Genomic DNA, 23,788 nt, shown 5'->3' with positions numbered 1-23,788 from the left:
ACGGGCACGTCCACCCCAGGGCGGACGGCGCCGAAGCAGGACCGCTCCCGAGGGGGACGCGCCGCCCACGGAGGGCGACGGATCGTGGGGGCATGACATTCGCACCCGCCGCCGCAGCATCCGCCGCACCGCACCCCCGACCCGCCGCGCACCCCGCGCCGAGACCCCCGCTGCTCAGCGCTCGCGCCCTCACCCGCACCTACGGCACCTCCGAGACCGCGACGCGCGCGCTCGACGGCGTCGACCTCGATCTGCATCGCGGTGACTCGCTCGCCGTGATGGGTCCCTCCGGCTGCGGGAAGACCACCTTGCTGCACGTGCTCGCCGGGATCCTCGCACCGACCTCCGGGACCGTGCACCTGGACGGCCGCGACCTCGCCGCCCTCGGCGAGAAGCGCCGCACCCTGCTGCGCCGCAGCGACTTCGGCTTCGTCTTCCAGGACGGCCAGCTGCTGCCGGAGCTCACGGCGCTGGAGAACGTCATCCTGCCGCGGATGCTCGGCGGCACCTCGCGCCGCGCCGCGACCTCCGAGGCGCGCAGCCGGCTGGACCGGCTGGGTCTGGCGGGCATGCACGAGCGTCGCCCCGGCCAGCTCTCCGGCGGGCAGGCGCAGCGCGTCGCCGTCGCCCGCGCCCTCGCCGGACGGCCCTCGGTCGTCTTCGCCGACGAGCCCACCGGCGCCCTGGACCAGGAGACCGGCCAGGCCGTGCTGAGCACCCTCGTGGACTCGTGCCTGGAGACCGGGGCGAGCCTGGTGATGGTCACGCACGATGCGAAGGTCGCCGCCGTCTGCCGGCGCACCGTCGCGATGCGCGACGGTCTCATCGCCCGTGAGTACGTGCGCCCCGAGGCGCAGCATCCCGGCACCCCGCAGGCCGCGACCCGGGCGAGCGGGGCCGCCCGATGAACGCCCTGCTCGCCTCCGCCCCGCTGCTGCTGCGCCGCCGCGGCGCCCTCGCCGACGTGCTGCCCGTCCTCGCCTTCGCCGCCGCGACCGCGATCACCGGCACCGTCATCGGCGGTGCCGCCGCCTTCGTCGGCCGCCTCCCCGACGGGAGCGGGTCCGTGGCCACCGGCGAGGCCTCGCTGATCCCGTTCCTGGTCTCGTGCGCGATGGTCGCCTCCGTGCTGCTGATCCCGAGCGCCGTCGGCCTCGGCGGCTCCGCGGCGAGGCTCTCGCTGGCCCGGCGCGAGCAGGACCTCGCCACGATCCGTCTGGTGGGCGGCACCGCCGGGCAGGTCGGCGCCGTCGCAGTGCTCGACGTCGCCGCGCAGGCCCTCCTCGGCGGTCTCCTCGGCGTGGTGCTGCACCTGTTGGTGACCCCGCCGCTGACCGCGCTGGACTTCGGGATCACCCCGTTCACCACCGCGGACCTGCTCATGCCCTGGTGGGCCTACCCGCTGCTGGTCCTCGGGATGGTGCTGCTCGCCGCGGGCTCCGCGGCCGTCTCGCTCCTCGGCGTGGTCCTCAGCCCGCTGGGCGTCGCCCGCAGCTCCCGCACCGTGCGGATGTCCGTGATGCGCGTGGTGAGCTGGGCGGTGCTGGTCGTCGCCTTCCTCCTCGTCGCGCAGCTCGGCTCGGTGCTGCTGGGGCCGATCGCCGACGGGATGGTGTTCATCGCCGTGATGATCCTCTTCATCGGCGCGGTCGTCGCCGCCGTGAACCTCGTCGGCCCGTACCTGGTGTGGGCCCTCGCCCTGCTCGCCGCGCGCGTGGCGCCCGTGCCCTCGCTGCTGGTCGGGGCCAGGCGGCTCGCCGCTGCTCCGAAGGCCGGGTGGCGTGCCGTCTCCGGGATCACCTTCGCGCTCGTGATCGCGGGCTTCCTCACGGTCCTCGCCCTGCTCACCCGCGGAGACGGGTTCCGCGGCGAGGAGGACCTCATGATGGCCACCGCCCTGTCCACCGGCGGGCTGCTCACCCTCGGGATCGCCGCCGTGCTCGCCGCGGTGAGCACGGGCGTGACCCAGACCGCCCGCGTCATCGACCAGGCGCCGCTGCTGCGCGCCCAGCACGTCGCCGGTGCGCAGGTGGGCCAGCTGCACCGGGCACGGATCGTCGAGATCGTGCTGCCCGTGCTGCTCAGCTCCGTGCTCGCCACGTTCACCGCCCTGCTGGTGGTGGTGGCCGTGCTCGGCGGCGCCCCGGACGACCCGCAGGTCGCCGTCCAGTACCTCGCCAGCGTGCTCGGTGCCTACCTGCTGGTGATCGCGGCGGTGCTCGTCGGCTCCCCGTTGGTGCGCCGCTATGCGCTGCGCGGCGCATGAGCCGGGGCGCCGCGCGGCGGGGGAGCGGGAGTGCTGCGCGACGGGACGGCCGGTACGCTGGCGGCATGGATGTCGAGACCGTCTCCCCGCAGGAGGTGCCCGAGGGCGCCCATCTCATCGACGTGCGCGAGCAGAGCGAGTGGGACGCGGGCCATGCCCCCGCGGCGCAGCACCTGCCCGCCAGCTCCCTGCTCGAGAACCTCGAGCAGCTCCCGGAGGACGATGCCGCGCTGTACATCGTCTGCCGCACCGGGGGCCGCTCCTTCCAGGTCTCCCAGTGGCTGAACGCCAACGGCTTCGAGGCCATCAACGTGGGCGGCGGGATGGATCAGTGGTTCGAGTCCGGGCTGCCGATCGAGGCCGACGGGGACGGCGAGGCGTTCATCCTCTGAGGCCCGCTCAGCCTCCGCGGACCGTTCACGGCGTGCGCGTCGCGCCCGGCCCGCGCGCCGCTCACAGCCCGAGCACGTCCCGCAGCAGCGCGTAGCCCACGAACGCCACCACGTCCAGCAGGGTGTGCGCGATGACCAGCGGCATCGTGCGCCGGGTGCGGCGGTACCACTCGCCGAACACCAGCCCCATCACGAGGTTCGCGAGCCCCGGCCCCACCCCCTGATAGGTGTGGTACGCGCCGCGCAGCAGCGCCGAGGCGAGCAGGATCCGCCGCGGCGACCAGCCCAGGCGCTCGAGCCGCTGGTAGAGGTACCCCACCACGATCACCTCCTCGAGCACCGCGTTCTTCAGCGCGTGCAGCACCAGCACGGGCACCGTCCACCAGTGGGTGTCCAGCGCCGCGGGGACCACCTCCACCGTCATCCCCAGAACCCGGCCCAGGTAGTACACCGCCAGGCCCGGCAGCCCGATCCCGGCCGCCAGCAGCACGCCGTGCAGCAGGTCCCGGCCGGGCCGGGCGAGGTCCAGTCCCAGATCCGCCAGCGCCTGGCGCAGCGACCCGGCGGTGAGGGCCAGCAGGAGCAGCACCAGGGCCACCGGCGCCAGGGTGAAGGCGATCGAGAGCAGCTGGTGGAGCAGGTCCAGCCAGGGGTTCTCCCGCAGGGAGGAGTTCAGCGCCGTGGTCTGCCCCGAGAGCGGACCGGCCGCGAGCGCCTGCGCCAGCGCGAGCAGCGAGTAGACGGCGCTGCGCCCCAGCGAGAGCGCGAGCACGATCAGCACCTCGGCGCGCAGCCAGCGCCGGCTCGGGGTCATGGTCTCCATCGGCCCATGCTCTCACCGGCGCCCGGCGGGACTCTGGCAGACTCGAGGCCATGACCTCCCCCTCCGCCGAGACCGCGACCTCCACCGCCGCACCGTCCTCCGCCGCCTCCCGCCCCGCCGTGCTCGTCACCGGCGCGAACCGCGGCATCGGCCGCGCCACCGCCGAGCTGCTCGCCGAGGACCACCACCTGCTGCTGGCCGGGCGGGACGAGGCCGCGCTGGACGCCCTCGCCGCGGCGCTGCCGTCGGCCCGCCCCGTCGTCGCCGATCTTACCGACCACGAGGCGCTCGCCGCCGCGGTCGAGGGCCTCGAGCTCCCGCACGGGCTGGCCGGGCTGGTGCACGCCGCCGGGATCCTCGTGAACGGCGGCGTCGAGGAGCTCTCTGTGGCGGACTGGGAGCGGAACTTCGCCGTGAACGTCACGGCGGTCTCCGAGCTGACACGGCTGCTGCTTCCCGCGCTGCGCACCGCGCGCGGCACCGTGGTGGCGGTGAACTCGGGCTCCGGCTACACCTCCACGGGGGAGCGGGGCGCGTACTCCGCCTCGAAGTTCGCGCTGCGCGCCTGGACCGACGCCCTGCGCCAGGAGGAGGCCGGGCACGGGGTGCGGGTCAGCTCGGTGCACCCGGGACGGGTGGACACCGACATGCAGCACGAGCTGCGCGCCGCGGAGCAGGGCCAGTACGAGGCCGAGAAGTACCTGCGCCCCGCCAGCGTCGCCGCGGCGATCGCCTACGCGCTGCACGCCCCGGCCGAGGCCGTGATCTCCAGCCTCGAGATCCGGCCGCGCGCGATCGGCTGAGCCCGTCGGCCGCCCCGCCGAGCGGGCCGCGGCGTGGTCGGCCCCGGGCCGGGGGAGGCCCCGTCGGCCCCCGTGCGGCGGCCGACGGGAGGCGGGCTCAGGCCCGCTCGTCCTCCAGGTGCGCCACCAGGCGCGCGGCCTCGCCCACGTAGGTGGCGGGGCTCAGCGCGAGCAGCCGCTCCTGCTCCGCCTCCGGCAGGCCCAGCGAGGTGATGAACTCCCGCATCCCCGCCCCGTCCACGCGGTGGCCGCGGGTGAGGTCCTTCAGCCGCTCGTAGGGGTTGTCCAGGCCCTCGTGGCCCTGCACGCCCAGGGTGCGCATCACGGACTGCACCGCCTCGCCGAGCACCTCCCAGTTCCCCTCGAGGTCCGCGGCCATCGCCTCGGCGTCCACGTCCAGGCCCGCCAGGCCCTTGCGGAGGTTCGCGATCGCGAGCAGCGAGTGCCCGATCGCGGGGCCGATGTTGCGTTGGGTGGTGGAGTCGGTGAGGTCGCGCTGCAGGCGCGAGGTGACCAGGGTCGAGGCGAGCGAGTCCAGCAGCGCGCCGGAGATCTCGAGGTTCGCCTCCGCGTTCTCGAAGCGGATCGGGTTGACCTTGTGCGGCATCGTCGAGGAGCCGGTGCCGCCCTGCGCGGAGAGGCGCTGGCGGAAGTAGCCCAGCGAGATGTAGGTCCACACGTCGGTGGCGAGGTTGTGCAGGATCCTCCCGGCGCGGGCGATGTCCGCGTAGACCTCGGCCTGCCAGTCGTGGGACTCGATCTGCGTGGTCAGCGGGTTCCAGGTCAGGCCCAGGTGCTCCACGAAGGAGCGGGAGACCTGCTGCCAGTCCGCGCCCGGGACGGAGACGGCGTGCGCGGCGTAGGTGCCGGTCGCGCCGTTGATCTTGCCCAGGTACTCGTCCGCGGCGATCCGTCGCTCCTGACGGCGCAGTCGGTGCGCGAACACCGCGATCTCCTTGCCCAGCGTGGTGGGGGTGGCGGGCTGGCCGTGGGTGCGCGAGAGCATCGGCACCTCCGCGGCCTCGCGGGCCAGGGCGGTGAGATCGGCGATGACGCCCTGCAGTGCGGGCAGCCACACCTGCTCCACCGCACCCTTGACCATCAGCGCGTAGGAGAGGTTGTTGACGTCCTCGCTGGTGCAGTAGATGTGCACCACCTCGGCGAGCGGCTCGAGGGTGGTGCCGGCGAGGCGGCGCTTGATGTAGTACTCGATCGCCTTGACGTCGTGGACGGTCTCCCGCTCGATCTCGGCGTGCTCGGCGATGCCGTCGGCGCCGAAGTCCTCCGGGATCGCGCGCAGCAGCGCCCGCTCCTCGTCGGTGAGGGTGCGCAGTCCGGGGATGACCTGCTGATCCAGCAGGTGGATCATCCACTCGGTCTCCACCACCAGGCGGGAGCGGTTCAGCGCCGCCTCGGAGAGGTGGTCCACCAGCGGTGCGGTCTGCGCGCGGTAGCGGCCGTCGAGCGGGGTCAGGGCGATCTGCGGGGTGATGTCCGCGAAGGAGTGAGCCATGGGGAGCATTCTCCCAGACCCGCGCGCGCGGGGGCGAGCGGGGCCGACGGGCGGTCGCGGGGGCCGAGGGAGGCGGCCCCCGCACGGGCGCGCCGGGCCTGTCGCAGGCCGTGGAGGATCCGGAGGGGCCCGACCACGCCGCGTCGGTCGCCGCTCAGGCGCGCTCGCGGCCGCGTTCGCCGAGCCCGGTCACGGCCTCCACGATCGCGGAGAGGATGCCGATGATGATGCCGGCGCCGAGCGCCCACCAGAAGCTGTCGAACGTGAGCGTGAGCCCCAGCAGGCCGGACACCCAGCCGGCCAGCAGCAGCATCAGCGTGTTGATGACCAGCTGGAACAGCCCCAGGGTGAGGCAGGTGATGGGCAGGGCGAGCAGCTCCAGGATCGGTTTCACGATCGTGTCGATCAGCGCGAGGATCAGCGCGATCGCGCCGATGGTGAGCACCTGCGTGAGCACGCTCGCGCTGTTCTCGCCCAGGTGCATGCCGGGCAGGATCAGCGCCGTGACCCACAGCGCGAGGCCGGTGACGATGATGTGGCCGAGGAATCTCATGGCGCCATTGTCCTGCCCGTGCCCGCTCGACGCACGGGGGAGAGCCCCCGGATCGCGCGGGCCGTGGGCGGAGCGGAGCGGCGCCGTGCGCCGGTCGCGGCGGGTGCGTTCACCGCAAGGCCGCCGCCGCCTGCCCGGCGCCGCCTATCCTGGCGACATGTCTGAGACGTCCCCCCGCCCCGACGCCCCCGTCGAGACCATCCGCCTGCGCCCCGCCCTCGAGGACCTGCCGGTCTACGTGCCCGGGAAGCCGCCGGCCGATGACGGCATCCGCCGCCTGAAGGTCTCCTCCAACGAGTCCTCCTTCCCGCCCGTCCCGGCGGTCCGCGAGGCCGTGATCGCGACGCTCGACGAGATGCACCTCTACCCCGATGCCGCCGGGATCGCGCTGCGCGAGGCGCTGGGGGAGAGCCACGGCGTGGAGCCGGCCCAGATCGCGCTGTCCAACGGCTCGGTCTCGGTCACCGCCGATCTGGTGCGGGCCCTGGTGGGCGAGGGGGACGAGGTGGTCTACGCCTGGCGCTCCTTCGAGGCGTACCCGCTGCTGGTGGGCGCTCAGGGCGGCACCTCCGTGCAGGTCCCGCTCACGGCGGACGCCGAGCACGATCTCGACGCGATGGCGGCGGCGATCACCGAGCGCACCCGCCTGGTGCTGCTGTGCACCCCGAACAACCCCACCGGGCCCTCGCTGAGCACCGCCCAGGTCGAGGCGTTCCTCGCGCAGGTCCCGGAGCACGTGGTGGTCGCGATCGACGAGGCGTACCGCGAGTTCCACGACCCCGCCACCGTGCTGGGCACGGCCGGGATCTTCCGCCGCCACGCCAACGTGGTGCAGCTGCGCACCTTCTCCAAGCTGCAGGGCCTGGCAGGGCTCCGGCTCGGCTACGCGGTCGCGCATCCGCGGCTCGCCGCCGCGCTGGGCCAGGTGGCGATCCCCTTCTCCGCCAGCCGCCCCGCCCAGGCCGCCGCGCTGGCCTGCCTGGAGCCCACGGTCGCCGAGGAGCTCGAGCGCCGCGCCGAGTGGGTGCGCACGGAGCGGTCCCGCGTGCAGCAGGCGCTCGCCGCGCAGGGCTGGGAGCTGCCCGCGAGCCACGGCAACTTCGTGTACTTCCCGTTGGGGGAGGACACCCCGGCCTTCGCCGAGTTCGCCGACGCCCGCGGCCTGGTGATGCGCGCCTACGGCACCGAGGGGGTGCGCGCCACGATCGCCGGCCAGGAGGCCAACGACCTGCTGATCGAGATCGCCGCCGCCTGGCGCTCCCGCTGAACGCTCCGGGCCCGGGCCCGGGCACGGACTCGGGCCTCGGACAGATCCCGGGCGCGCGCCTCAGCCGCGGGGCGCGGCGGCGAGGAGCACGCGGCCGCCGACGAGCCGGTCGTGGACCCCGCGCCCGGGGCGGCGCAGCACGGTCGCGGCGACCACCCCGAGCGCCGCGTAGACGGCGACGGCGGAGCCGTAGGTGAGCGCATCGCCCTCCTCGAAGCCGCCCCCGACGGCGCCGATCGCGGTGAGGTGCCCCAGCTGCCAGGGCACCAGGATCTTCACCGTGTTCCGTCCCAGCGCTCGGGAGAACGGCAGCGCCGCCCCGCCGGCGCCCGCCACCTCGAGGCCCTGCCGGCGCTTGCCCCAGGTGGCCCGGTGCGGCCCGGACTCGGCCCGCGCCGCCAGCAGGGTCGCGGCCACCGGCGGCACCGCGCTGACCAGCTGCGCGAACAGTCGGCTCTCCCCGAGAGAGGTGGTGCTCACCAGCAGCACCCCGACGGGCGCCGTCGCCGCGGCGAGGCCCAGGTAGCCGACGCAGTCCGTGAGGTGGGCGCGCACGCGCCGCGACGCCAGAGGATCCATGGCCCCAGCCAAGCATCCGCGCCCACCGCCCACCACCGAACATCCGCCGTTACCCGCCGGTCGCACCGCGCCCCGCGGCAACCGCCGGACATCCGCGCCGGGCAGCGGCCCGGGCGGCTACCCTCGGAGCCGGTCGGGTCCCTGCCGGAGCAGGAGGGCGCCCGCAGCGTTCGGCCCGACTGCCCCCGCCCCGACCTCCCCGAAGGACCTCCATGAGCACCCCCGCCGCGCCCGCCCCCGCCCTCGGAGGCCCCCGCGCGTACGGGGTGTGGGTCGCGGCCGTGACGGCGTACGCGATCGCGGTGCTGCAGCGCACCACGATGGGCGTGGCCGGGCTCGAGGCCACCGAGCGGTTCGGCGCCTCCGCCACGATCGTCTCCACCTTCGTGGTGCTGCAGCTGGCCGTCTACGCGCTCTGCCAGATCCCCGCCGGCGTGCTGCTGGACCGCTTCGGCTCCCGCGCGACCCTCACCGCCGGCGCCGTGCTCATGGCGCTGGGCCAGGTGCTCATGTCCCAGACGGAGACCGTGGGCGTGGCGATGATCGCGCGGATCGTGCTGGGGGCCGGGGACGCCCTCACCTTCTCCAGCGCGATCCGGCTGGTCCCCGCCTGGTTCCCGGCGGCGCGGGTGCCGATCCTCACCCAGCTCACCGGGATCCTGGGCCAGGTGGGGCAGATCGCCTCCGCGGTGCCCTTCGTGGCGGCGCTGACGGTGCTGGGCTGGACGCCCGCCTTCGGCGGGGCCGCCTCCGTCAGCGCGCTCGCGGCGCTGCTCGCGCTGCTGGTGGTGCGCGCGACCCCGCCGGGGATGCCGCGCCCGCGAGTGCGGCAGGATCTCGCCAGGATCCCGCTGGTGCTCGCCCGGATCGTCCGCCATCCCTCCACCCAGCTGGGGTTCTTCACCCACTTCACGGCCGGCTTCACCGGCATCGCCTTCTCCATGATGTGGGGCTACCCGTACCTCACCGCGGGGGAGGGGCTGAGCCGGCCCGCGGCCTCGGCGGTGATGACCGTGCTGGTGGTGGTGGCCGTGGTGGGAGGGCCGCTGATCGGTGCGCTCACCGAGCGCCATCCGCTGCGGCGCTCCACCCTGGTGCTGCTGATCGTGGCCTGCATCGGCGTGCCCCTGCTGGCCCTGGTGCTGTGGCCCGGGCCGGCGCCCATCTGGCTGCTGGTGCTGCTGGTGGCGGGCTTCTCGATCGGCGGGCCCGCCAGCAGCGTGGGCTTCGACTTCCCCCGCACGGACCTGGCCCGGCACCGGCTGGGCACCGCGACCGGCGTGGTGATCATGGGCGGGTTCATCGGCGGACTGCTCTCGATCCTGCTGATCGGCCTGGTGCTGGACCTGCTGCGGCCGGACGGCGCCTACGACCTCCACGCCTTCCGGGTGGCCTTCGCGGTCCAGCTCCCGCTGCTGGGCCTCGGCGTGGCGGGCATGCTGCTCTCCCGCCGCCGGCTGCGGCGGCGGATGGCCGCGCAGGGCCGCGGGGTGCCGCCGTGGCGGGACGTGTGGCGCTCGGGGCGCTGGCGCCGGCTCTGAGGCTTGCCGCGCCGCCGCGATCTGGGTAGCGTTTCCCCACCACTTAATTTCGAGGAGGAAATATGTCGTTCACCCTGGGGATCGTCGGGATCGGACAGTTCGGCTCCCACTTCGCGGAGCTCTTCGCCGCTCACCCCGAGATCGAGGCGCTCTACGCCTGTGACGCCGTCCCCGAGCGGATCGACGCCGTCGAGGCGCGCGGCGTGCACTTCGCCGGCCGCTTCGCCACCCTCGAGGAGCTGCTCGCCTCGGACGTCGACGCCGTCGCGATCTTCACCCAGCGCTGGACCCACGGCGAGCACGCCCTGGCCGCGCTGCGCGCCGGCAAGCACGTGTACTCGGCGGTGCCGATGGCCATCGAGGAGGAGGAGATCCGCGCGATCACCGAGGAGGTGCGGCGCACGGGCCTGGTCTACATGATGGGCGAGACCAGCCAGTACAACGCCGCCGTGGTGCTGGCCCGCCGGATCCACCGCACCGGCGCCTTCGGCGAGGTGTTCTACGCCGAGGGCGACTACGTGCACGACATGGACCTCGGCTTCTACGACGCCTACAGGTACTCCGGCGGCGAGCAGTGGAAGGCCACCGCGTCCTACCCGCCGCTGCTGTACCCCACCCACTCCCTGGGCGGGGTGTTCGGCGTGCTCGGCGAGCGGCACGCCACCTCCGTCTCCGCCCTCGGCCGGCCGGACACCCGCGGCGACGGCGTGTTCGACACCGAGGTCTCGATGTTCGGCAACGACGTCTCCAACGCCTTCGCCCTGTTCGGGATGGACAACGGCGGCGCCGTGCGCACCAACGAGCTGCGCCGCGTGGGCTACCCGAGCCACAAGCGCGAGTCCCGCTTCCGCTTCTTCGGCGAGGAGTCGAGCTTCGAGGAAACCGTCGCCACCACCTACTGGCACGACAAGTCGCGGGTGCTGGACGTGACGGAGCTGATCGCCACGGGCTCCACCATGAGCCTGGACGACCCGCGCCTGGCGGACGTCTCGCCCGCCCTGCGCGACGCCTTCGTGGCGGGCGCCGCCGCCGTCCACCACCAGGCGCGCCTGCCCCGCGAGTTCCAGGGCCTGCCCAACGGGCACGAGGGGGCGCACCACTTCCTGGTGGACGACTTCGCCCGTGCCGTCGCCGACGGCCACCAGCCCGTGGTCAACGCCTGGCAGGCCGCCCGCTACACCCTCCCCGGCGTGATCGCGCACGAGTCCATGACGCGGGGCGGCGAGCGCCTGGAGATCCGCGACCTGGGCGAGAGCCCGCTGCCGGTCGTCGATCTGGACGCGGACCAGGAGCCGATCGACCTCGAGGCGCTGCTCGGCGACCAGTGAGTCGACGCCGCCGCCCTCGGGCGGCGGGACATCCCCGGCGGGTCCGGAGCGAACGCGCTCCGGGCCCGCCGGTCTCTGTGCGGGGTGCGCCGGCTCCGCACGGGCCGTTCGTCGAGGTGTGCGCGGGGGCCGAGTTCTATTTTGCAATGAGGTTGTGTAATATCCGTGGGAGGCCGATGCCAGCGCTGCTGCCGGCCTCCGGCGCGACAGGATCGCCGCCGTTCGATGCAGAACTGAGCCACACCCGCATGCCCGGCCGCCGGTCGGGCGCTCGTGCGGGGCCCGACGAAGGAGTCACTCATGATCACCCGACGACACGCCCTGGCCGCCGGCGCCGCCGGATCGGCCGCCCTCGCCCTCGCCGCCTGCGGGGGTGACTCCGAAGGCTCCGGCGGCGGCGCGGTGGACGGCAAGGGCAAGACCCTCACCTTCTGGCTGATGGAGGGCACCAACGCCAGCGCCGACGCCTACATCGAGGAGCTCAAGGCAGCGTTCACCGAGGCCACGGGCGCCACCCTCGACGTCCAGGTGCAGCCCTGGGACGGCGCGCACGACAAGTTCGTCACCGCCATGGCGGGAGGCACCGGTCCGGACGTCGCCGAGGTGGGCACCACCTGGGTCCCGGAGTTCGCGGATGCGGGCGGCATCGACGACCTCACCGCGGACATCGAGGCGGCCGGCCTGGTCGACGGGCTCGTGGACGGGCTGGTGGAGGCCGGCACCCTCGACGGCTCGATGTACGGGATGCCCTGGTACGCCGGCGTCCGCTCGATCCTCGCCAACCGGGAGATGCTCGAGGAGGCCGGGGTGAACACGCAGCCCCAGAACTGGGACGAGCTGCTGACGATGATCACCACCCTCGAGGACCACAACCCGGACTGGATCTCCTTCCCCGTGCTGGGGGCGAGCATCTTCCCCGCGGTCTCCTTCGTCTGGGGCAGCGGCGGCATGATCGCCGAGGAGCAGGACGGCGCCTGGAAGGCGACCATCAACTCCCCCGAGGCCGTCGAGGGGCTGTCCTGGTACGCGGATCTGGCCCTGAAGCACAACTCCTCCACGGCCGCCGCCGCGACCTGGATGGAGGTGGACGCCCTGGCCGCCTTCCTCCAGGAGAAGGTGCCGATGTTCATCTCCGGCTCCTGGACGCCCGCGACCATCCGTCAGGACAATCCCGAGCTGGGGGAGAAGCTCGTGGCGTTCACCATCCCCGCGAAGGACGGCGCCGTCGCGCCCTCCTTCCTGGGCGGCTCGCTCGTGTGCCGCTTCACCGAGACGCAGGAGCCGGAGCTCGCCTTCGAGCTGATCAAGCTGATCACCACCGGCGACTTCGCCACCCGCTGGGCGGAGGAGACCAACTACTTCCCCGGCACCACGGAGGCGATGGACGCGGTGGTCGCCGGCGGCGACGAGCTCACCGAGGTCTTCGCCACCCAGATGGTCGAGGGCGGCCGGTCCGTGCCGGTCACTCCGGCCTGGGGCAAGATCGAGGGTGCCAAGACGATCAACACCCTCCTGGGGGACATCCTCGGCGGCACCCCGGTGCAGGAGGCGGCGGACACCGCGGCCGCCGAGATGGACGGCTTCTTCTCCGGATGAGCCAGACCCTGATCGAAGACCGCCGGCAGGACGGTGCGACGGGCCTGACCCGCCGCACCGTCCCGCTGGGGCGTCGCGCACGTCGCGGCGCCGCGCCCTGGCTGCTGCTCGCCCCCGGCCTGATCGTGCTCGGGGTGCTGCTGCTGTGGCCCATGCTGCGGGTGCTGAACCTGTCCCTGCAGGACTACCAGCTGCGCAACCTCCTGCGAGGCGAGAGCAACTACGTGGGCCTGGACAACTACGTCCAGGTGCTCAGCGACCCGTTCCTGTGGACGACCGTGCTGCCGAACACTGTCGGCTTCGCCGCCGTGTGCGTGGTGCTGACGATGATCGTGGGTACCTCCGTCGCGCTGTTCCTGAACTCGCTCGGCACCCTGTGGCGCTCGATCTGCACCACCGCCATCATGGTCGCCTGGGCGGTGCCCGCCCTCACCGGGACGTACATCTTCGTGTGGCTGTTCGATCCGCAGTCCGGGCTGGTGAGCTCGACCCTGGACGGTCTGGGCCTGATGGAGGCGGGAAGCTACAACTGGTTCACCAACCGCTGGACCTTCTACGGCATCGCCACCCTCAACGTGGTCTACCACGGCTTCCCCTTCATCGCCGTCACCATGCTCGCGGGACTGATGACCGTCCCCCAGGAGCACTACGAGGCCGCGGCGATCGACGGGGCCAACGCCTGGGGACGCTTCTGGAACGTCACGGTGCCGACCCTGCGCCCGATCATCGCCGTCTGCGTGATCCTCTCGACGATCTGGGACTTCAAGGTGTTCGTGCAGATCTACCTGATGCCGGGCGGCGACGGCTCCACGCGCGAGGTGATGAACCTCGGCGTGTGGTCCTACACCCAGTCGTTCGCCCAGGGCGAGTACGGGATGGGCTCGACCATCGCGGTGCTGCTGACCGTCCTGCTGCTGGTGATCTCGGTGATCTACATCCGCGTACTCATGAAGGAGGAGGAGCTGTGAATCGACGGACCCCGGCGTCCACGGCGGGACGGGTGATCGGCACGATCGTGCTGCTCTCGCTGAGCCTGTTCCCCTTCTACTGGATGCTCTCGACCGCGGTGGACACCAGCCCGCTCTCCCGGGGCGCGAGCCTGCTGCCCAGCGGGTTCACCCTCGAGCACTTCCGCTACGTCCTGGTCGATGCGGGCTTCCTGCGCTACGTGCGCGTCTCGGTGATCGTCGCGCTCGGCACCGTGCTGCTCTCGGGCGTGATCGCGCTGCTGGCGGCCGTGGCCGTGGCCCGCTTCCGCTTCCGCCTGCGCACCCAGGTGCTCATCATGGTGCTGATGGTGCAGATGGTGCCGCTGGAGGCGCTGGTCATCCCGCTGTTCCTCCAGGCCCGGACCCTGAACATGCTCAACTCCCTGCTGGGACTGATCATCGTGTACGTCGGCTTCTCCCTCGCCTTCGCGATCTGGAACCTCCGCGGTTTCGTGGCCGCGGTCCCGCGCGAGCTCGAAGAGGCGGCGTACATCGACGGGGCGACCTGGTTCCGGATGTTCCGCTCGGTGCTGCTGCCGCTGGTCGCCCCCGGACTGGTGGCGACCTCGGTGTTCTCGTTCATCACCGCGTGGAACGAGTTCATCTTCGCCCTGACGTTCATGCAGGACAGCGCGAAGTACACTGTGGGCGTGGGCCTGCGGACCTTCTTCACCCAGAACACGGCGGACTGGGGGGCGGTGATGGCCGCCTCGACGATCATCACCCTTCCCGTGGTGATCTTCTTCGTGCTGGTCCAGAGGAATCTCGCCAAGGGCGTGACCGCCGGAGCGGTGAAGGGCTGAGCGATGGAGCGCCGCACCTGGGATCGGGACGTGCTCGGACTGCTGATGGCACCGTTCACCGGCACCGAGCTGCCCGACTGGACGGGGGAGGCCCTTGAGGCCGGACTGGCCTCGGTGATCCTCTTCGGTCACAACACCCCGGACGCGGCGACCACCGCCCGGCTCGCCCGCGCGATCCACGCCCGCGCGGAGGACTGCGCGGTCGCGATCGACGAGGAGGGCGGGGACGTGACCCGTCTCCAGGCGGCGACCGGCTCCTCCCTGCCCACGGCCTGGGCGCTGGGGGAGATCGACGACGTCGAGCTGACCCGCGCGGCCGGCCGCGCCCTGGGGGACCTGCTGGCCGCCTGCGACCTGGACCTCGATCTCGCCCCCGTGCTGGACGTCTCCACCGACCCGGCCAATCCCGTGATCGGCACCCGTGCCTACAGTGACGATCCCGATCGGGTGGCCGCGCATGCGCGGGCCTTCGCCACCGGGCTCACCGAGGCGGGGCTGGGCACCTGCGCCAAGCACTTCCCCGGCCACGGCGCCACCGCCGCCGACTCCCACACCGCGCTGCCCCGCATCGACCTCCCGGCGAGGGAGTTCGAGCGCGAGCACCTCGCCCCCTGGCGGATCGCCCCCTGGCTGGACTCGGTGATGACCGCGCACGTGCTGGTGCCCGCGCTCGGCGAGGGGCCCGCCTCGATCTCGCCCTGGTCCCGGCCGCTGCTGGACCGCGCCGTGGCCGGCACCTTCCACGGCCTGGTGATCACCGATGCGCTGGACATGGCCGCGGTCGCCGCGGATCCGGGGTACGCCGAGGCCGCGGTGAGAGCCGTCGAATCCGGCGCCGACCTGCTGTGCCTGGGCACCTCGCTGCGCCGCGACGACGAGCAGATGCTCCGCGAGGCCCACGATGCGCTGGCCGGTGCCGTGGCGTCGGGGCGTCTGGACCGCGAGATGCTGCGGGCCCGGGCCGCGCACACCCGGGAGACGCTGCGCAGCCTGCGCACCCGGCGCCGCTTCGTGCCGGCGCCCACCGTGGAGGCGGCGATGCGGCGCCTCGAGGAGCTGGGCGCCGAGGCGGCGGCCCGCGCCGTGCGCGCCCGCCACGCCCACCTCGACCCGGTGGCCACGGCGGTGGTGGATCTGCGCCGCCGTGCCCAGCACGCCTCCGGCGCCCGTCGCCAGCAGCTCGCGGACGCGCTGCGCGAGCACGGCCTCGAGGCCGAGGAGCTCGCGCCCCCTGATCAGGCCGCCCGGCATGCCCAGCTGGTCGCCGTGACCCGCCTGCCCCGCAGCGACCCCGAGGAGGGGCGGCACCTGGCCGAGCTGCTGGCCCGTCGGCCCGAGACGATCGTGGTCCACACCGGCGTGCCGGACGCCGCCCCGGACCACCGCCGCCTGGTGCTGGCCCACGGCGGCGGCCGCCCCCTGATGCGCGCCGTCGCCGCCCTGCTCGTGGACGGTGGGCGCTGATGCGCGTGCTGGGCATGATGTCCGGCACCAGCCTGGACGGGATCGACGTGGTGCTCGCCGACCTCGACCGCGACCCCTCGGAGCCCTCCACCCTGCGCGCCCGCCTGCTCCACGTGGGCGAGGAGCCGTGGCCGGAGGCCACCCGTCGGGCGCTGCGCGCGGTGCTGCCGCCCGCCCCGGCGGACGTCGCCACCTGGAACCGGCTGCATGCCCAGGTGGGGGAGGCCTTCGGGGCCGCCGCCGCCCGGGTGCTGGCCCGCCACGGCGGCGCGGATCTGATCGCGGCCCACGGGCAGACCCTCCACCACGACGTCCGCGCGGACGGCACCGTCGCCGGCACGCTGCAGATCGGCGACGCGTCCCGGATCGCCGCGGCCGCCGGTGTCCCGGTGCTGTCCGACCTGCGCGCGGCCGACGTCGCCGCCGGCGGCCAGGGCGCCCCGCTGGTCCCGATCCTCGATCAGCTGCTGCTGGGAGGGGACGCGGGCGAGGTCACCGCGGTGCTGAACATCGGCGGGATCTCCAACGTCACCCGAGTGGGTGCGGCGCCGCTGCTGGCCGGGGACCTCGGCCCCGGCAACGCCCTGCTGGACGCCGCCGTGCACGCGGCCACCGGGCGGAGCGCCGATCACGATGCGGCCCTGGCCCGCACCGGCACCGTGGACGCCGCGGCGCTCGAGGCCCTGCTGGCCGAACCCTTCTACGCCCGGCCCCTGCCGCGCTCCACCGGCCGTGAGCACTTCGACGCCGAGTACGTGCGGCGGATGCTGGGGGAGCGGGCGCTGGCCGCCCTCGCCCTGCCGGACCTGCTGGCCACCCTGGTGGAGCTCACCGCCGTGACCATCGCCGAGGGCATCGCCTCCCTGGGCGCGACCCGGGTGGTCGCCTCCGGCGGCGGGATCCGCAACCCGCTGCTGAGGGAGCGGCTGGCCGCCCACCTCGCCCCGCTGCCGCTGCGGGACGCCGACGAGCTGGGCATCCCCGCCGACGGCAAGGAGGCGCTGCTCATGGCACTGCTGGGCCACCTGGGTGCGCACGGCCTGCCCGGCACCCTCGCCCTCGCCGACGGCACCGCCCACACCGGGGCCCGCCGTCCGGTGGTGCTGGGCGCGCTGACCCCGCCCCATGCCCTGCGCGATCTGCCGCGCACCGCCGCCGACGGCACCCCGGTGACGCGCCTCGTGCTGCACCCCGCGTCGTGACCCGTCTCGCGGACCATCTCCTTGACCCTACGGTCCCGTAAGTTACGCTACCCGGGTGAGCATCTTCCGGTCCACGATCCCTGATGTCGCGGCCGAGGAGCCGATGGTCCAGCTCCTCGCGCCCCACGGCACCCGCACCCCGCACGAGCAGCTGGACGCCGTGCTCGAGGAGAGCGGCCTCGCCGCGCCCGAGCGCCTGCGCGGCTACTACCGCGACATGGTGATGATCCGCGCGGCGGACCTCGAGGCCACCAGCCTGCAGCGCCAGGGCCAGCTGGGCCTGTGGGCGAGCGCCCTGGGGCAGGAGGCCGCGCAGATCGGCGCCGGCCACGCGTCCAGGACTCAGGACTACCTCGTCCCCACCTACCGCGAGCACGGCGTGGCCTGGGCGCGCGGTATCGAGCCCTGGCGGCTGCTGGAGCTGTTCCGCGGCATCAGCCACGGCGGCTGGGACCCCAACGCCCTGCGCACCCACCCGTACATGATCGTGCTGGGCTCCCAGGCCCCGCACGCCGTGGGCTATGCGATGGGCCTGCAGCGCGACGGGGTGGTGGGCACCGGCGACGCCGAGACGGACACCGCCGTGCTGGCGCTGTTCGGCGACGGCGCCTCCTCCGAGGGCGAGGTGGCGGAGTCCTTCACCTTCGCCGCCTCCTTCCAGGCGCCGGTGGTGTTCTACACCCAGAACAACCAGTGGGCGATCTCCGTGCCCACGCAGGTGCAGTCCCGGGTGCCACTCGCCCAGCGCTCCCGCGGCTGGGGCATCCCCTCGGTGCGGGTGGACGGCAACGACGTGCTCGCCGTGCTCGGCGCGGTGCGCACCGCCCTGGACTCCGCCCGGGGCGGGAACGGCCCCGTGTTCGTCGAGGCGATGACCTACCGCATGGCCGCCCACACCACCAGCGACGACGCCTCCCGCTACCGCCCCGCCGCGGAGGAGGAGGAGTGGGCCGCGAAGGATCCGATCCTGCGCCTGCGCCGCCACCTCGAGCAGCTCGGCGAGATCGACGAGCAGTTCACCTCCCGCTGCGACGAGGAGGCCCACGACCTCGCCATGCAGCTCCATCACCACATCCACGGCATGGAGGACCCGGACCCGGTGCGCATGTTCGACCACCCCTACGCCGAGCCCCATCCGATCGTCGACGCCGAGCGGGCGCAGTACCTCGAGTACGTCGCGCAGTTCGAGGACGAGGACACCGAGGAGACGACCCGATGAGCACCTCTTCGACCCTCCCGATCGCCAAGGCCATCACCGCCGGCCTGCGCGACGCGATGGCGGCCGACGACCGCGTGCTGCTGATGGGCGAGGACATCGCCACCCTGGGCGGGGTCTTCCGCGTCACCGACGGCCTGCTGGCCGAGTTCGGCGCCCAGCGGGTGGTGGACACCCCCCTGGCCGAGGCCGGGATCGTGGGCACCGCCGTGGGCCTGGCCGTGCGCGGCTACCGTCCCGTGGTGGAGATCCAGTTCGACGGCTTCGTATTCCCCGCCTACAACCAGATCACCACCCAGGTGGCGAAGATGCACAACCGCACCTCCGGCGCGGTGAACCTGCCGATGGTGATCCGGATCCCGCACGGCGGCGGGATCGGCGCCGTCGAGCACCACTCCGAGAGCCCCGAGGCGCTGTTCGCGCACACCGCCGGGCTGCGCATCCTCGCCCCCGCCACCGCGCAGGACGCGTACTGGATGACCCGCCAGGCCATCGAATCCGAGGACCCGGTGATCATGCTCGAGCCCAAGCGCCGCTACTGGGTCAAGGGCGACGTCGACCCGGACCGTCGCCCCGCGCTCTCGCCCTGGCAGGCGCAGGTGGTGCGGCCCGGCACCGATGCGACGCTGCTGGCCTGGGGCCCGTCGATGCCGCTCGCGCTGGAGAGCGCGCAGGCCGCGGAGGCCGACGGCCTCGACCTCGAGGTGATCGACGCCCGCTCGCTGTCCCCGGTGGACGTCCCCACCATCGCGGACTCCGTGCGCCGCACCGGCCGCCTGCTGATCGTCCACGAGGCGCCCGTGCTCGGCGGCCTGGGCGGCGAGATCGCCGCCCGGATCTCCGAGGAGTGCTTCTACCACCTCGAGGCGCCCGTGCTCCGCGTGGGCGGCTACCACCTCCCGTACCCGCCGGCGCGCATGGAGCACGCCTACCTGCCCGACCTCGACCGGGTGCTCGACGGCGTGGACCGCCTGCTCGAGCACTGACGGACCGCGCACCGCGCGTGAAAGGATCACCACCATGAACGCCGCAGCAGGCACCGCCGGGTCCCCGGCGCCCTCCCTCGTCACCATCGACCTCACCGATCCCGGCGAGGGCCTCACCGAGGCCGAGATCCTGGAGATCAAGGTCGCCGTGGGCGACCGGATCGAGATCAACGCCCCGGTGGTGGAGGTGGAGACCGCCAAGAGCGCCGTGGAGCTGCCCAGCCACGTCGCCGGCACCGTGGTGGCGATCCTCGTGGCCGTGGGGGACGAGGTCCCCGTCGGCACGCCGCTGGTGCAGGTGGACACCGCCGGGGGGCCTGCCCCCGCCCCGTCGGCCCCGGCCCCGTCGGCCGCCGGCGCGAGCGACGGCGCGCCGGACCCCTCGGCGCAGGAGCTCGCCGACCAGGTGCCCGTGGCCGCCGAGGCCGCCGCGGGCCAGGAGCCCGCGCCCCAGGAGCCTGCGCCCGCCGCCGCGGCGGAGACGACCCGGGGCCCCGCGAACCTCGTCGGCTACGGGGAGCGCCCCAGCGCGCAGCGGCGCCGTCGTCGCCGCGCGGAGCCCGCGCAGGCCGACGCCGCCCAGCAGGTCCCCATCGACCGGATCCTCGCCAAGCCGCCGGTGCGCAAGCTCGCCCGCGATCTCGGGATCGCGCTGCACGAGGTGCTCGCCACCGGGCCGGAGGGGACCGTCACCCGCGAGGACGTGCTCGCCGCCCAGCAGCGCGCCATCGGCGGCGACACGGACGCCGCCTACTTCCCCGAGGAGTCCCCGCAGGCGCCCGAGGGCCTGGGCGGCGCCATGAAGACCACCCGCGACCAGGCCTTCTCCGGCGTCACCAGCGACGAGCGCACCACCCGGGTGCCGATCCGCTCCGTGCGCCGCCGCACGGCGGAGGCGATGGTGGCCTCCGCCTTCACCGCCCCGCACGTCACCGTGTTCAACGAGATCGACATGACCGCGGCGGTGGAGATCATCGCCCAGCTGCGCACCTCCCGGGAATGGGCGGACGTCAAGATCAGCCCCCTCGCCGTGATCGCGAAGGCGCTGCTGGTGGCGATCCGCCGCAACCCCGAGGTCAACGCCTCCTGGGACGAGGCCGCCCAGGAGATCGTCTACAAGCACTACGTGAACCTGGGCATCGCGGCCGCGACCCCGCGCGGCCTCATCGTGCCGAACCTGAAGGACGCCCACCTGATGACCCTGCGCGAGCTCGCCGAGGGCATCGGCGACCTCGCCCGCACCGCACGGGCCGGCCGCACCTCCCTGCGCGACACCCGCGACGGCACCATCACGATCACCAACTACGGCGTGTTCGACATCGACTCCGGCACCCCGATCCTCAACCCGGGGGAGTCCGCGATCCTCGGCGTGGGCGCGATCAAGGAGAAGCCGTGGGTGGTGGACGGCCAGGTGGTGCCGCGCCAGGTCGCGACGCTCTCGCTGAGCTTCGACCACCGCCTGATCGACGGGGCGCTGGGCGCGGAGCTGCTGCGGGACGTCAGCGCCGTGCTCGAGCAGCCCTCGCTGGGTCTGGTCTGGGGCTGAGATGTGGGCTTCGCCCCGGCGGCGCCCCTGAACGGCCCGCTCCCGGGGCTCCTCGCTAGGCTGGGGAGGTGACCTCGAGCCCCCCGCCCGCCCCGGACCCCCGGCGCCGCGACGACCCGCGCATGCACACCGTCGAGATGGAGGCCCTGCGCTTCGAGGACGTCACCGACTCGGACGTGCTCGGCTCCGGCGCCGTGCAGCCCGGGCTGCCGGCGTGGAAGACGGCGCTGCTGGTGGCGCTGGGCGGCATGATCGGCACCGTGCTGCGCTTCTCGCTCGCGGTGCTGGTCCCCACCGTCACCACCCCCACCCTGGTGGAGATGCCGTGGGCCACCCTCTGGGCGAACGTGCTGGGCAGCCTGGGCCTGGGAGCGCTCTACGGCGCGCTCGAGGTGCGGGCCGGCAGGCCGTGGATGGCGCCGCTGCTGGGCGTGGGCGTGTGCGGCGGGTTCACCACCTTCTCCTCCGTGGTGCTGGAGGGCTCCGCGATCATCGGCGCGGACTTCCCGGTGCTCGCGCTCACCTACGCCGTGGTCACCGTGGTGGCCGGTCTGGGCGCCCTGGTGGTGGGCCTGGTGGGCGGGCGCCGCCTCGCCGAGCGCCGCTCCCCGGCGAGCACGGGGACCGAGGAGGGGACGGCATGAGCGCGGGCGCCTACCTCCTGGCCGCGCTCCTGGTGGGGATCGGCGGCGGCCTCGGCGCCGCGACCCGCTGGGGGATCACGCAGCTCGCCGAGCGTGCGGGCGCCTCCTGGAGGCCCCCGGTGTCCGAGCTGGTGCGCCCCGGCGCCACCGTGGTCGCGAACTTCCTCGCCTGCTTCCTGCTGGGGGTGATCGTGGCGCGGATCGGCTCCGCCGGCGGGGCCGGCGAGTACGGGTACCTGATGCTCTCCGTGGGCTTCTGCGGCGGCCTGTCCACCCTGTCCAGCGCCGCCTTCGACATCGTCTCCCTGGTGCGCCGCCGCTCCTTCTCCCTGGCGCTGGCGTACCTGCTGCTGAGCATCGGCGGCGGCATGGCCGTGCTGTGGCTCGGCCTGGTGATCGCCTCGTGACCGCGGTGACCGGGGCCCGCCCTCGCCCGGCGGTGCTCCTGGCGCTGCTGGGTGCCGTGGCCGTGCTCGCGGCGGTGGCGGTGCTGGCCGCGCACGTGGCCGGCGGGGAGAACGCCGTGCTGCTGGACGCGGGCCCGGTGGCCCGGTACGGCGCGCCCGTGGCCGCCACCCTCGCGGATCTCGCCGGCGCCGTCACCTTCGGCGGCGCGGTGGTGGCCGGCTGGCTGCTGCGCGATCCCGAGGACCGCGCCCGCGTGCTGCTGGTGGTGGGGATCGCGGCCGGGATCACCACCCTCGCCCGCGGCGTGGCGCTGGCCTTCTCCTACGCGGTCGCGACCGGGCAGCCGGTCTCCTCGCCGCGCTTCGGCTCCGATCTCAGCGTGTACCTGGCCACCGATCTGGGCGCCTGGCTGCTGTTCGCGCTGGTGGTCGCCGCCGCCACCACCACGGTCGCCGTGCTGGGCACCTCGGTGGGCATCGCGCGCGCCGTGCTGGTGGGGGCCGCCCTCACCACCTTCGCCGCCGCGATGACCGGCCACGCCGCCGGGGACGAGACCCACGAGGTGGGCACCTCCACGATGCTGGTGCACCTGGTGGCCGTAGGCATCTGGCTGGGCGGCCTCGCCGTGCTCCAGACGCTCCCGGACCGGGGCCGGGACCACGCGCAGGTGGTGCGCGGCTACTCGCACCTGGCGCTGCTGTGCTGGGTGGCGCTCGCGCTGAGCGGGGTGTGGGCGCTGGCCGTGCGCATGAACGGTCCCGGGGACCTCCTCACCAGCGCCTACGTGCAGGTGGGCCTCGCGAAGGCCGTGCTGCTGCTGCTCCTGGGCGGCCTCGGCGCGCTGCAGCGCCGGCAGCTCGCCGCCGGGTTCGGGGCCGACGCCGCGGGCGTGCACGCCCGCGGCGCCTACCGGCGCCTCGCCGTCCTCGAGCTCGCCCTGATGGGGCTCGCGGTCGCGCTCGCGGCCGCGATGAGCTCCTCCCCGCCGCCCGCCGATGCGGGCACGCCCCCGGCCGGGGTGGCCGGGGTGCTCACCGGCTACCCGCTGCCGGACGCGCCGGGGGCGGTGTCCGTGCTGACGGCGTGGCGGCCGGCCCCCTTCGGCATGGCGCTCGCCTGCGCGCTGGTGCTGGCGTGGTGGCGGCCCCGGGCGCCGCATCGGCCGCGCGGCCGCAGCCTGGCCCTGCTCGGCGGTGCCGCCGCGCTGGTGCTGCTCACCAGCGGGCCGCTGAACGTGTACGGCAAGGTGCTGGTCTCCGCCCACGTGCTCCAGCATCTGCTGCTGATGGTGCCGGCCGGCGTGCTGCTGGGCCTCGCCGCCACGGCACCCCGGTGGCTGGACGCCCTGCTGGCGGGCCGCTGGTGGCGCGCCGCCGTGGCGGCCCTGGTGGGGCCGGTGGCACTGGTGGTCGCCTACGCGAGCCCGTTCCTGCGCCTCGCCCTCGACGGCCACGCCATGCACCTGCTGCTGCAGGTGGCGGCGCTGGCCGGGGGAGTGCTCACCGCGCTGGCGGTCCGCGCCGTCCCCGGGACCGCGCCCCGGTGGCAGCAGGCGCTGGTGCCGGGCGCGCCGATTCTGCTGGGCCTCGTCGCGGGCGCCGTGCTGCTGCGCACCGAGCGGCTGCTCGCCGCGAGCTGGTTCGGGGCCACCGGGCGCACCTGGTGGGCGGACGCGCTCGCCGATCAGCAGCGCGCGGGCGCCGCCGTGCTGCTGGTGGTGGCGGTGACCGCCGCGGTGGTGGCGCTCACGGGCCTGCGGGCACGGCGGCGGGCGTCCCGGCACGACTGACGCGCCGGCGCCGGCCCCGCCCCGGAGGGGCATCCGCCCGCCGGAGGGGCTCCCTCGGGCGGGCGGTCCTCCGGGGCGGG

Annotated in this window: 22 protein-coding genes; 18 read left to right on the top strand and 4 right to left on the bottom strand. The window is 74.2% G+C overall.

Going from position 1 to position 23,788, the window contains the following annotated elements; all coding sequences use genetic code 11:
• Positions 1-92: 92 nt before the first annotated feature.
• The 3 genes from DWV08_RS10575 (at position 93) to DWV08_RS10565 (ending at position 2,658) form a co-directional block, all read left to right on the top strand.
• Entirely contained in the window at positions 93-908 is an 816-nt protein-coding gene (locus tag DWV08_RS10575; RefSeq protein WP_115413747.1) for an ABC transporter ATP-binding protein, read from the top strand.
• The gene (locus DWV08_RS10570) at positions 905-2,266 is read left to right on the top strand and encodes an FtsX-like permease family protein (RefSeq protein ID WP_115413746.1); all 1,362 of its coding nucleotides are present in this window, start codon (positions 905-907) and stop codon (positions 2,264-2,266) included. Before DWV08_RS10575 ends, DWV08_RS10570 begins: the two co-directional genes overlap by 4 nt.
• Positions 2,267-2,331: 65 nt before the next feature.
• Positions 2,332-2,658: a rhodanese-like domain-containing protein gene (locus tag DWV08_RS10565; RefSeq protein ID WP_115413745.1), complete on the top strand. Its 327-nt coding sequence runs from the start codon at positions 2,332-2,334 to the stop codon at positions 2,656-2,658.
• A gap of 61 nt (positions 2,659-2,719) precedes the next feature.
• On the opposite strand, the gene DWV08_RS10560 is transcribed toward DWV08_RS10565, so the two are convergent.
• Complete coding sequence (locus tag DWV08_RS10560) at positions 2,720-3,481, bottom strand: CPBP family intramembrane glutamic endopeptidase (protein WP_115413744.1); 762 nt, start codon at positions 3,479-3,481, stop codon at positions 2,720-2,722.
• Positions 3,482-3,531: 50 nt separating this feature from the next.
• Here DWV08_RS10560 and DWV08_RS10555 point away from each other — a divergent pair, with 50 nt between their 5' ends.
• A complete protein-coding gene (locus DWV08_RS10555) occupies positions 3,532-4,284 on the top strand; it encodes an SDR family oxidoreductase (protein WP_115413743.1) in 753 nt (250 codons plus the stop codon).
• A gap of 97 nt (positions 4,285-4,381) precedes the next feature.
• Here DWV08_RS10555 and purB read toward each other — a convergent pair whose 3' ends face one another.
• Together purB and DWV08_RS10545 are read right to left on the bottom strand one after the other, a co-directional pair.
• Positions 4,382-5,797, bottom strand: coding sequence for an adenylosuccinate lyase (purB, locus tag DWV08_RS10550; RefSeq protein ID WP_115413742.1), 1,416 nt, complete (start codon positions 5,795-5,797; stop codon positions 4,382-4,384).
• Between the two features lie 154 nt (positions 5,798-5,951).
• Entirely contained in the window at positions 5,952-6,350 is a 399-nt protein-coding gene (locus tag DWV08_RS10545) for a phage holin family protein (protein ID WP_115413741.1), read from the bottom strand.
• 157 nt (positions 6,351-6,507) lie between these two features.
• Between DWV08_RS10545 and DWV08_RS10540 the strand changes: the two genes are divergently transcribed.
• Positions 6,508-7,617, top strand: a complete 1,110-nt coding sequence (locus DWV08_RS10540; RefSeq protein ID WP_115413740.1) for a histidinol-phosphate transaminase — start codon at positions 6,508-6,510, stop codon at positions 7,615-7,617.
• Between the two features lie 60 nt (positions 7,618-7,677).
• On the opposite strand, the gene DWV08_RS10535 is transcribed toward DWV08_RS10540, so the two are convergent.
• The gene (locus DWV08_RS10535; protein ID WP_115413739.1) at positions 7,678-8,196 is read right to left on the bottom strand and encodes an RDD family protein; all 519 of its coding nucleotides are present in this window, start codon (positions 8,194-8,196) and stop codon (positions 7,678-7,680) included.
• Between the two features lie 212 nt (positions 8,197-8,408).
• On the opposite strand from DWV08_RS10535, the gene DWV08_RS10530 reads away from it, so the two are divergent.
• From DWV08_RS10530 to DWV08_RS10470, 13 genes are all read left to right on the top strand, one after another.
• Entirely contained in the window at positions 8,409-9,737 is a 1,329-nt protein-coding gene (locus DWV08_RS10530) for an MFS transporter (RefSeq protein WP_115413738.1), read from the top strand.
• 62 nt (positions 9,738-9,799) lie between these two features.
• Positions 9,800-11,065 carry a Gfo/Idh/MocA family protein gene (locus DWV08_RS10525; protein WP_115413737.1) on the top strand — a complete coding sequence of 422 codons (1,266 nt, stop codon included), beginning with the start codon at positions 9,800-9,802 and terminating at the stop codon, positions 11,063-11,065.
• Positions 11,066-11,365: 300 nt separating this feature from the next.
• Positions 11,366-12,661, top strand: coding sequence for a sugar ABC transporter substrate-binding protein (locus tag DWV08_RS10520; protein ID WP_115413736.1), 1,296 nt, complete (start codon positions 11,366-11,368; stop codon positions 12,659-12,661).
• Positions 12,658-13,629, top strand: a complete 972-nt coding sequence (locus DWV08_RS10515) for a carbohydrate ABC transporter permease (RefSeq protein ID WP_115413735.1) — start codon at positions 12,658-12,660, stop codon at positions 13,627-13,629. The genes DWV08_RS10520 and DWV08_RS10515 overlap by 4 nt, the downstream gene beginning before the upstream one ends.
• Positions 13,626-14,453, top strand: a complete 828-nt coding sequence (locus tag DWV08_RS10510) for a carbohydrate ABC transporter permease (protein WP_115413734.1) — start codon at positions 13,626-13,628, stop codon at positions 14,451-14,453. Before DWV08_RS10515 ends, DWV08_RS10510 begins: the two co-directional genes overlap by 4 nt.
• A gap of 3 nt (positions 14,454-14,456) precedes the next feature.
• Positions 14,457-15,917 carry a glycoside hydrolase family 3 N-terminal domain-containing protein gene (locus DWV08_RS10505; RefSeq protein WP_115413733.1) on the top strand — a complete coding sequence of 487 codons (1,461 nt, stop codon included), beginning with the start codon at positions 14,457-14,459 and terminating at the stop codon, positions 15,915-15,917.
• Positions 15,917-17,119, top strand: coding sequence for an anhydro-N-acetylmuramic acid kinase (locus DWV08_RS10500; protein ID WP_115413732.1), 1,203 nt, complete (start codon positions 15,917-15,919; stop codon positions 17,117-17,119). The genes DWV08_RS10505 and DWV08_RS10500 overlap by 1 nt, the downstream gene beginning before the upstream one ends.
• Positions 17,120-17,222: 103 nt before the next feature.
• Positions 17,223-18,338 (top strand): thiamine pyrophosphate-dependent enzyme, encoded by a 1,116-nt coding sequence (locus tag DWV08_RS10495; protein WP_115413731.1) that lies wholly within the window; start codon positions 17,223-17,225, stop codon positions 18,336-18,338.
• Positions 18,335-19,321 carry an alpha-ketoacid dehydrogenase subunit beta gene (locus DWV08_RS10490; protein WP_115413730.1) on the top strand — a complete coding sequence of 329 codons (987 nt, stop codon included), beginning with the start codon at positions 18,335-18,337 and terminating at the stop codon, positions 19,319-19,321. The genes DWV08_RS10495 and DWV08_RS10490 overlap by 4 nt, the downstream gene beginning before the upstream one ends.
• Before the next feature lie 34 nt (positions 19,322-19,355).
• On the top strand, positions 19,356-20,867 hold the full coding sequence (locus DWV08_RS10485; protein ID WP_115413729.1) for a dihydrolipoamide acetyltransferase family protein: 1,512 nt from the start codon (positions 19,356-19,358) through the stop codon (positions 20,865-20,867).
• A gap of 68 nt (positions 20,868-20,935) precedes the next feature.
• Entirely contained in the window at positions 20,936-21,511 is a 576-nt protein-coding gene (locus DWV08_RS10480; protein WP_241237216.1) for a fluoride efflux transporter FluC, read from the top strand.
• Positions 21,508-21,918, top strand: coding sequence for a fluoride efflux transporter FluC (locus tag DWV08_RS10475; protein ID WP_115413728.1), 411 nt, complete (start codon positions 21,508-21,510; stop codon positions 21,916-21,918). Before DWV08_RS10480 ends, DWV08_RS10475 begins: the two co-directional genes overlap by 4 nt.
• Positions 21,915-23,708, top strand: a complete 1,794-nt coding sequence (locus DWV08_RS10470; RefSeq protein ID WP_115413727.1) for a cytochrome c oxidase assembly protein — start codon at positions 21,915-21,917, stop codon at positions 23,706-23,708. The genes DWV08_RS10475 and DWV08_RS10470 overlap by 4 nt, the downstream gene beginning before the upstream one ends.
• Positions 23,709-23,788 lie beyond the last annotated feature (80 nt).

Origin of the sequence: Brachybacterium saurashtrense (assembly GCF_003355475.1) — a bacterium.
In the GTDB taxonomy this organism is placed as follows: domain Bacteria; phylum Actinomycetota; class Actinomycetes; order Actinomycetales; family Dermabacteraceae; genus Brachybacterium; species Brachybacterium saurashtrense.
This window is presented reverse-complemented; position numbering and strand designations above follow the sequence as displayed.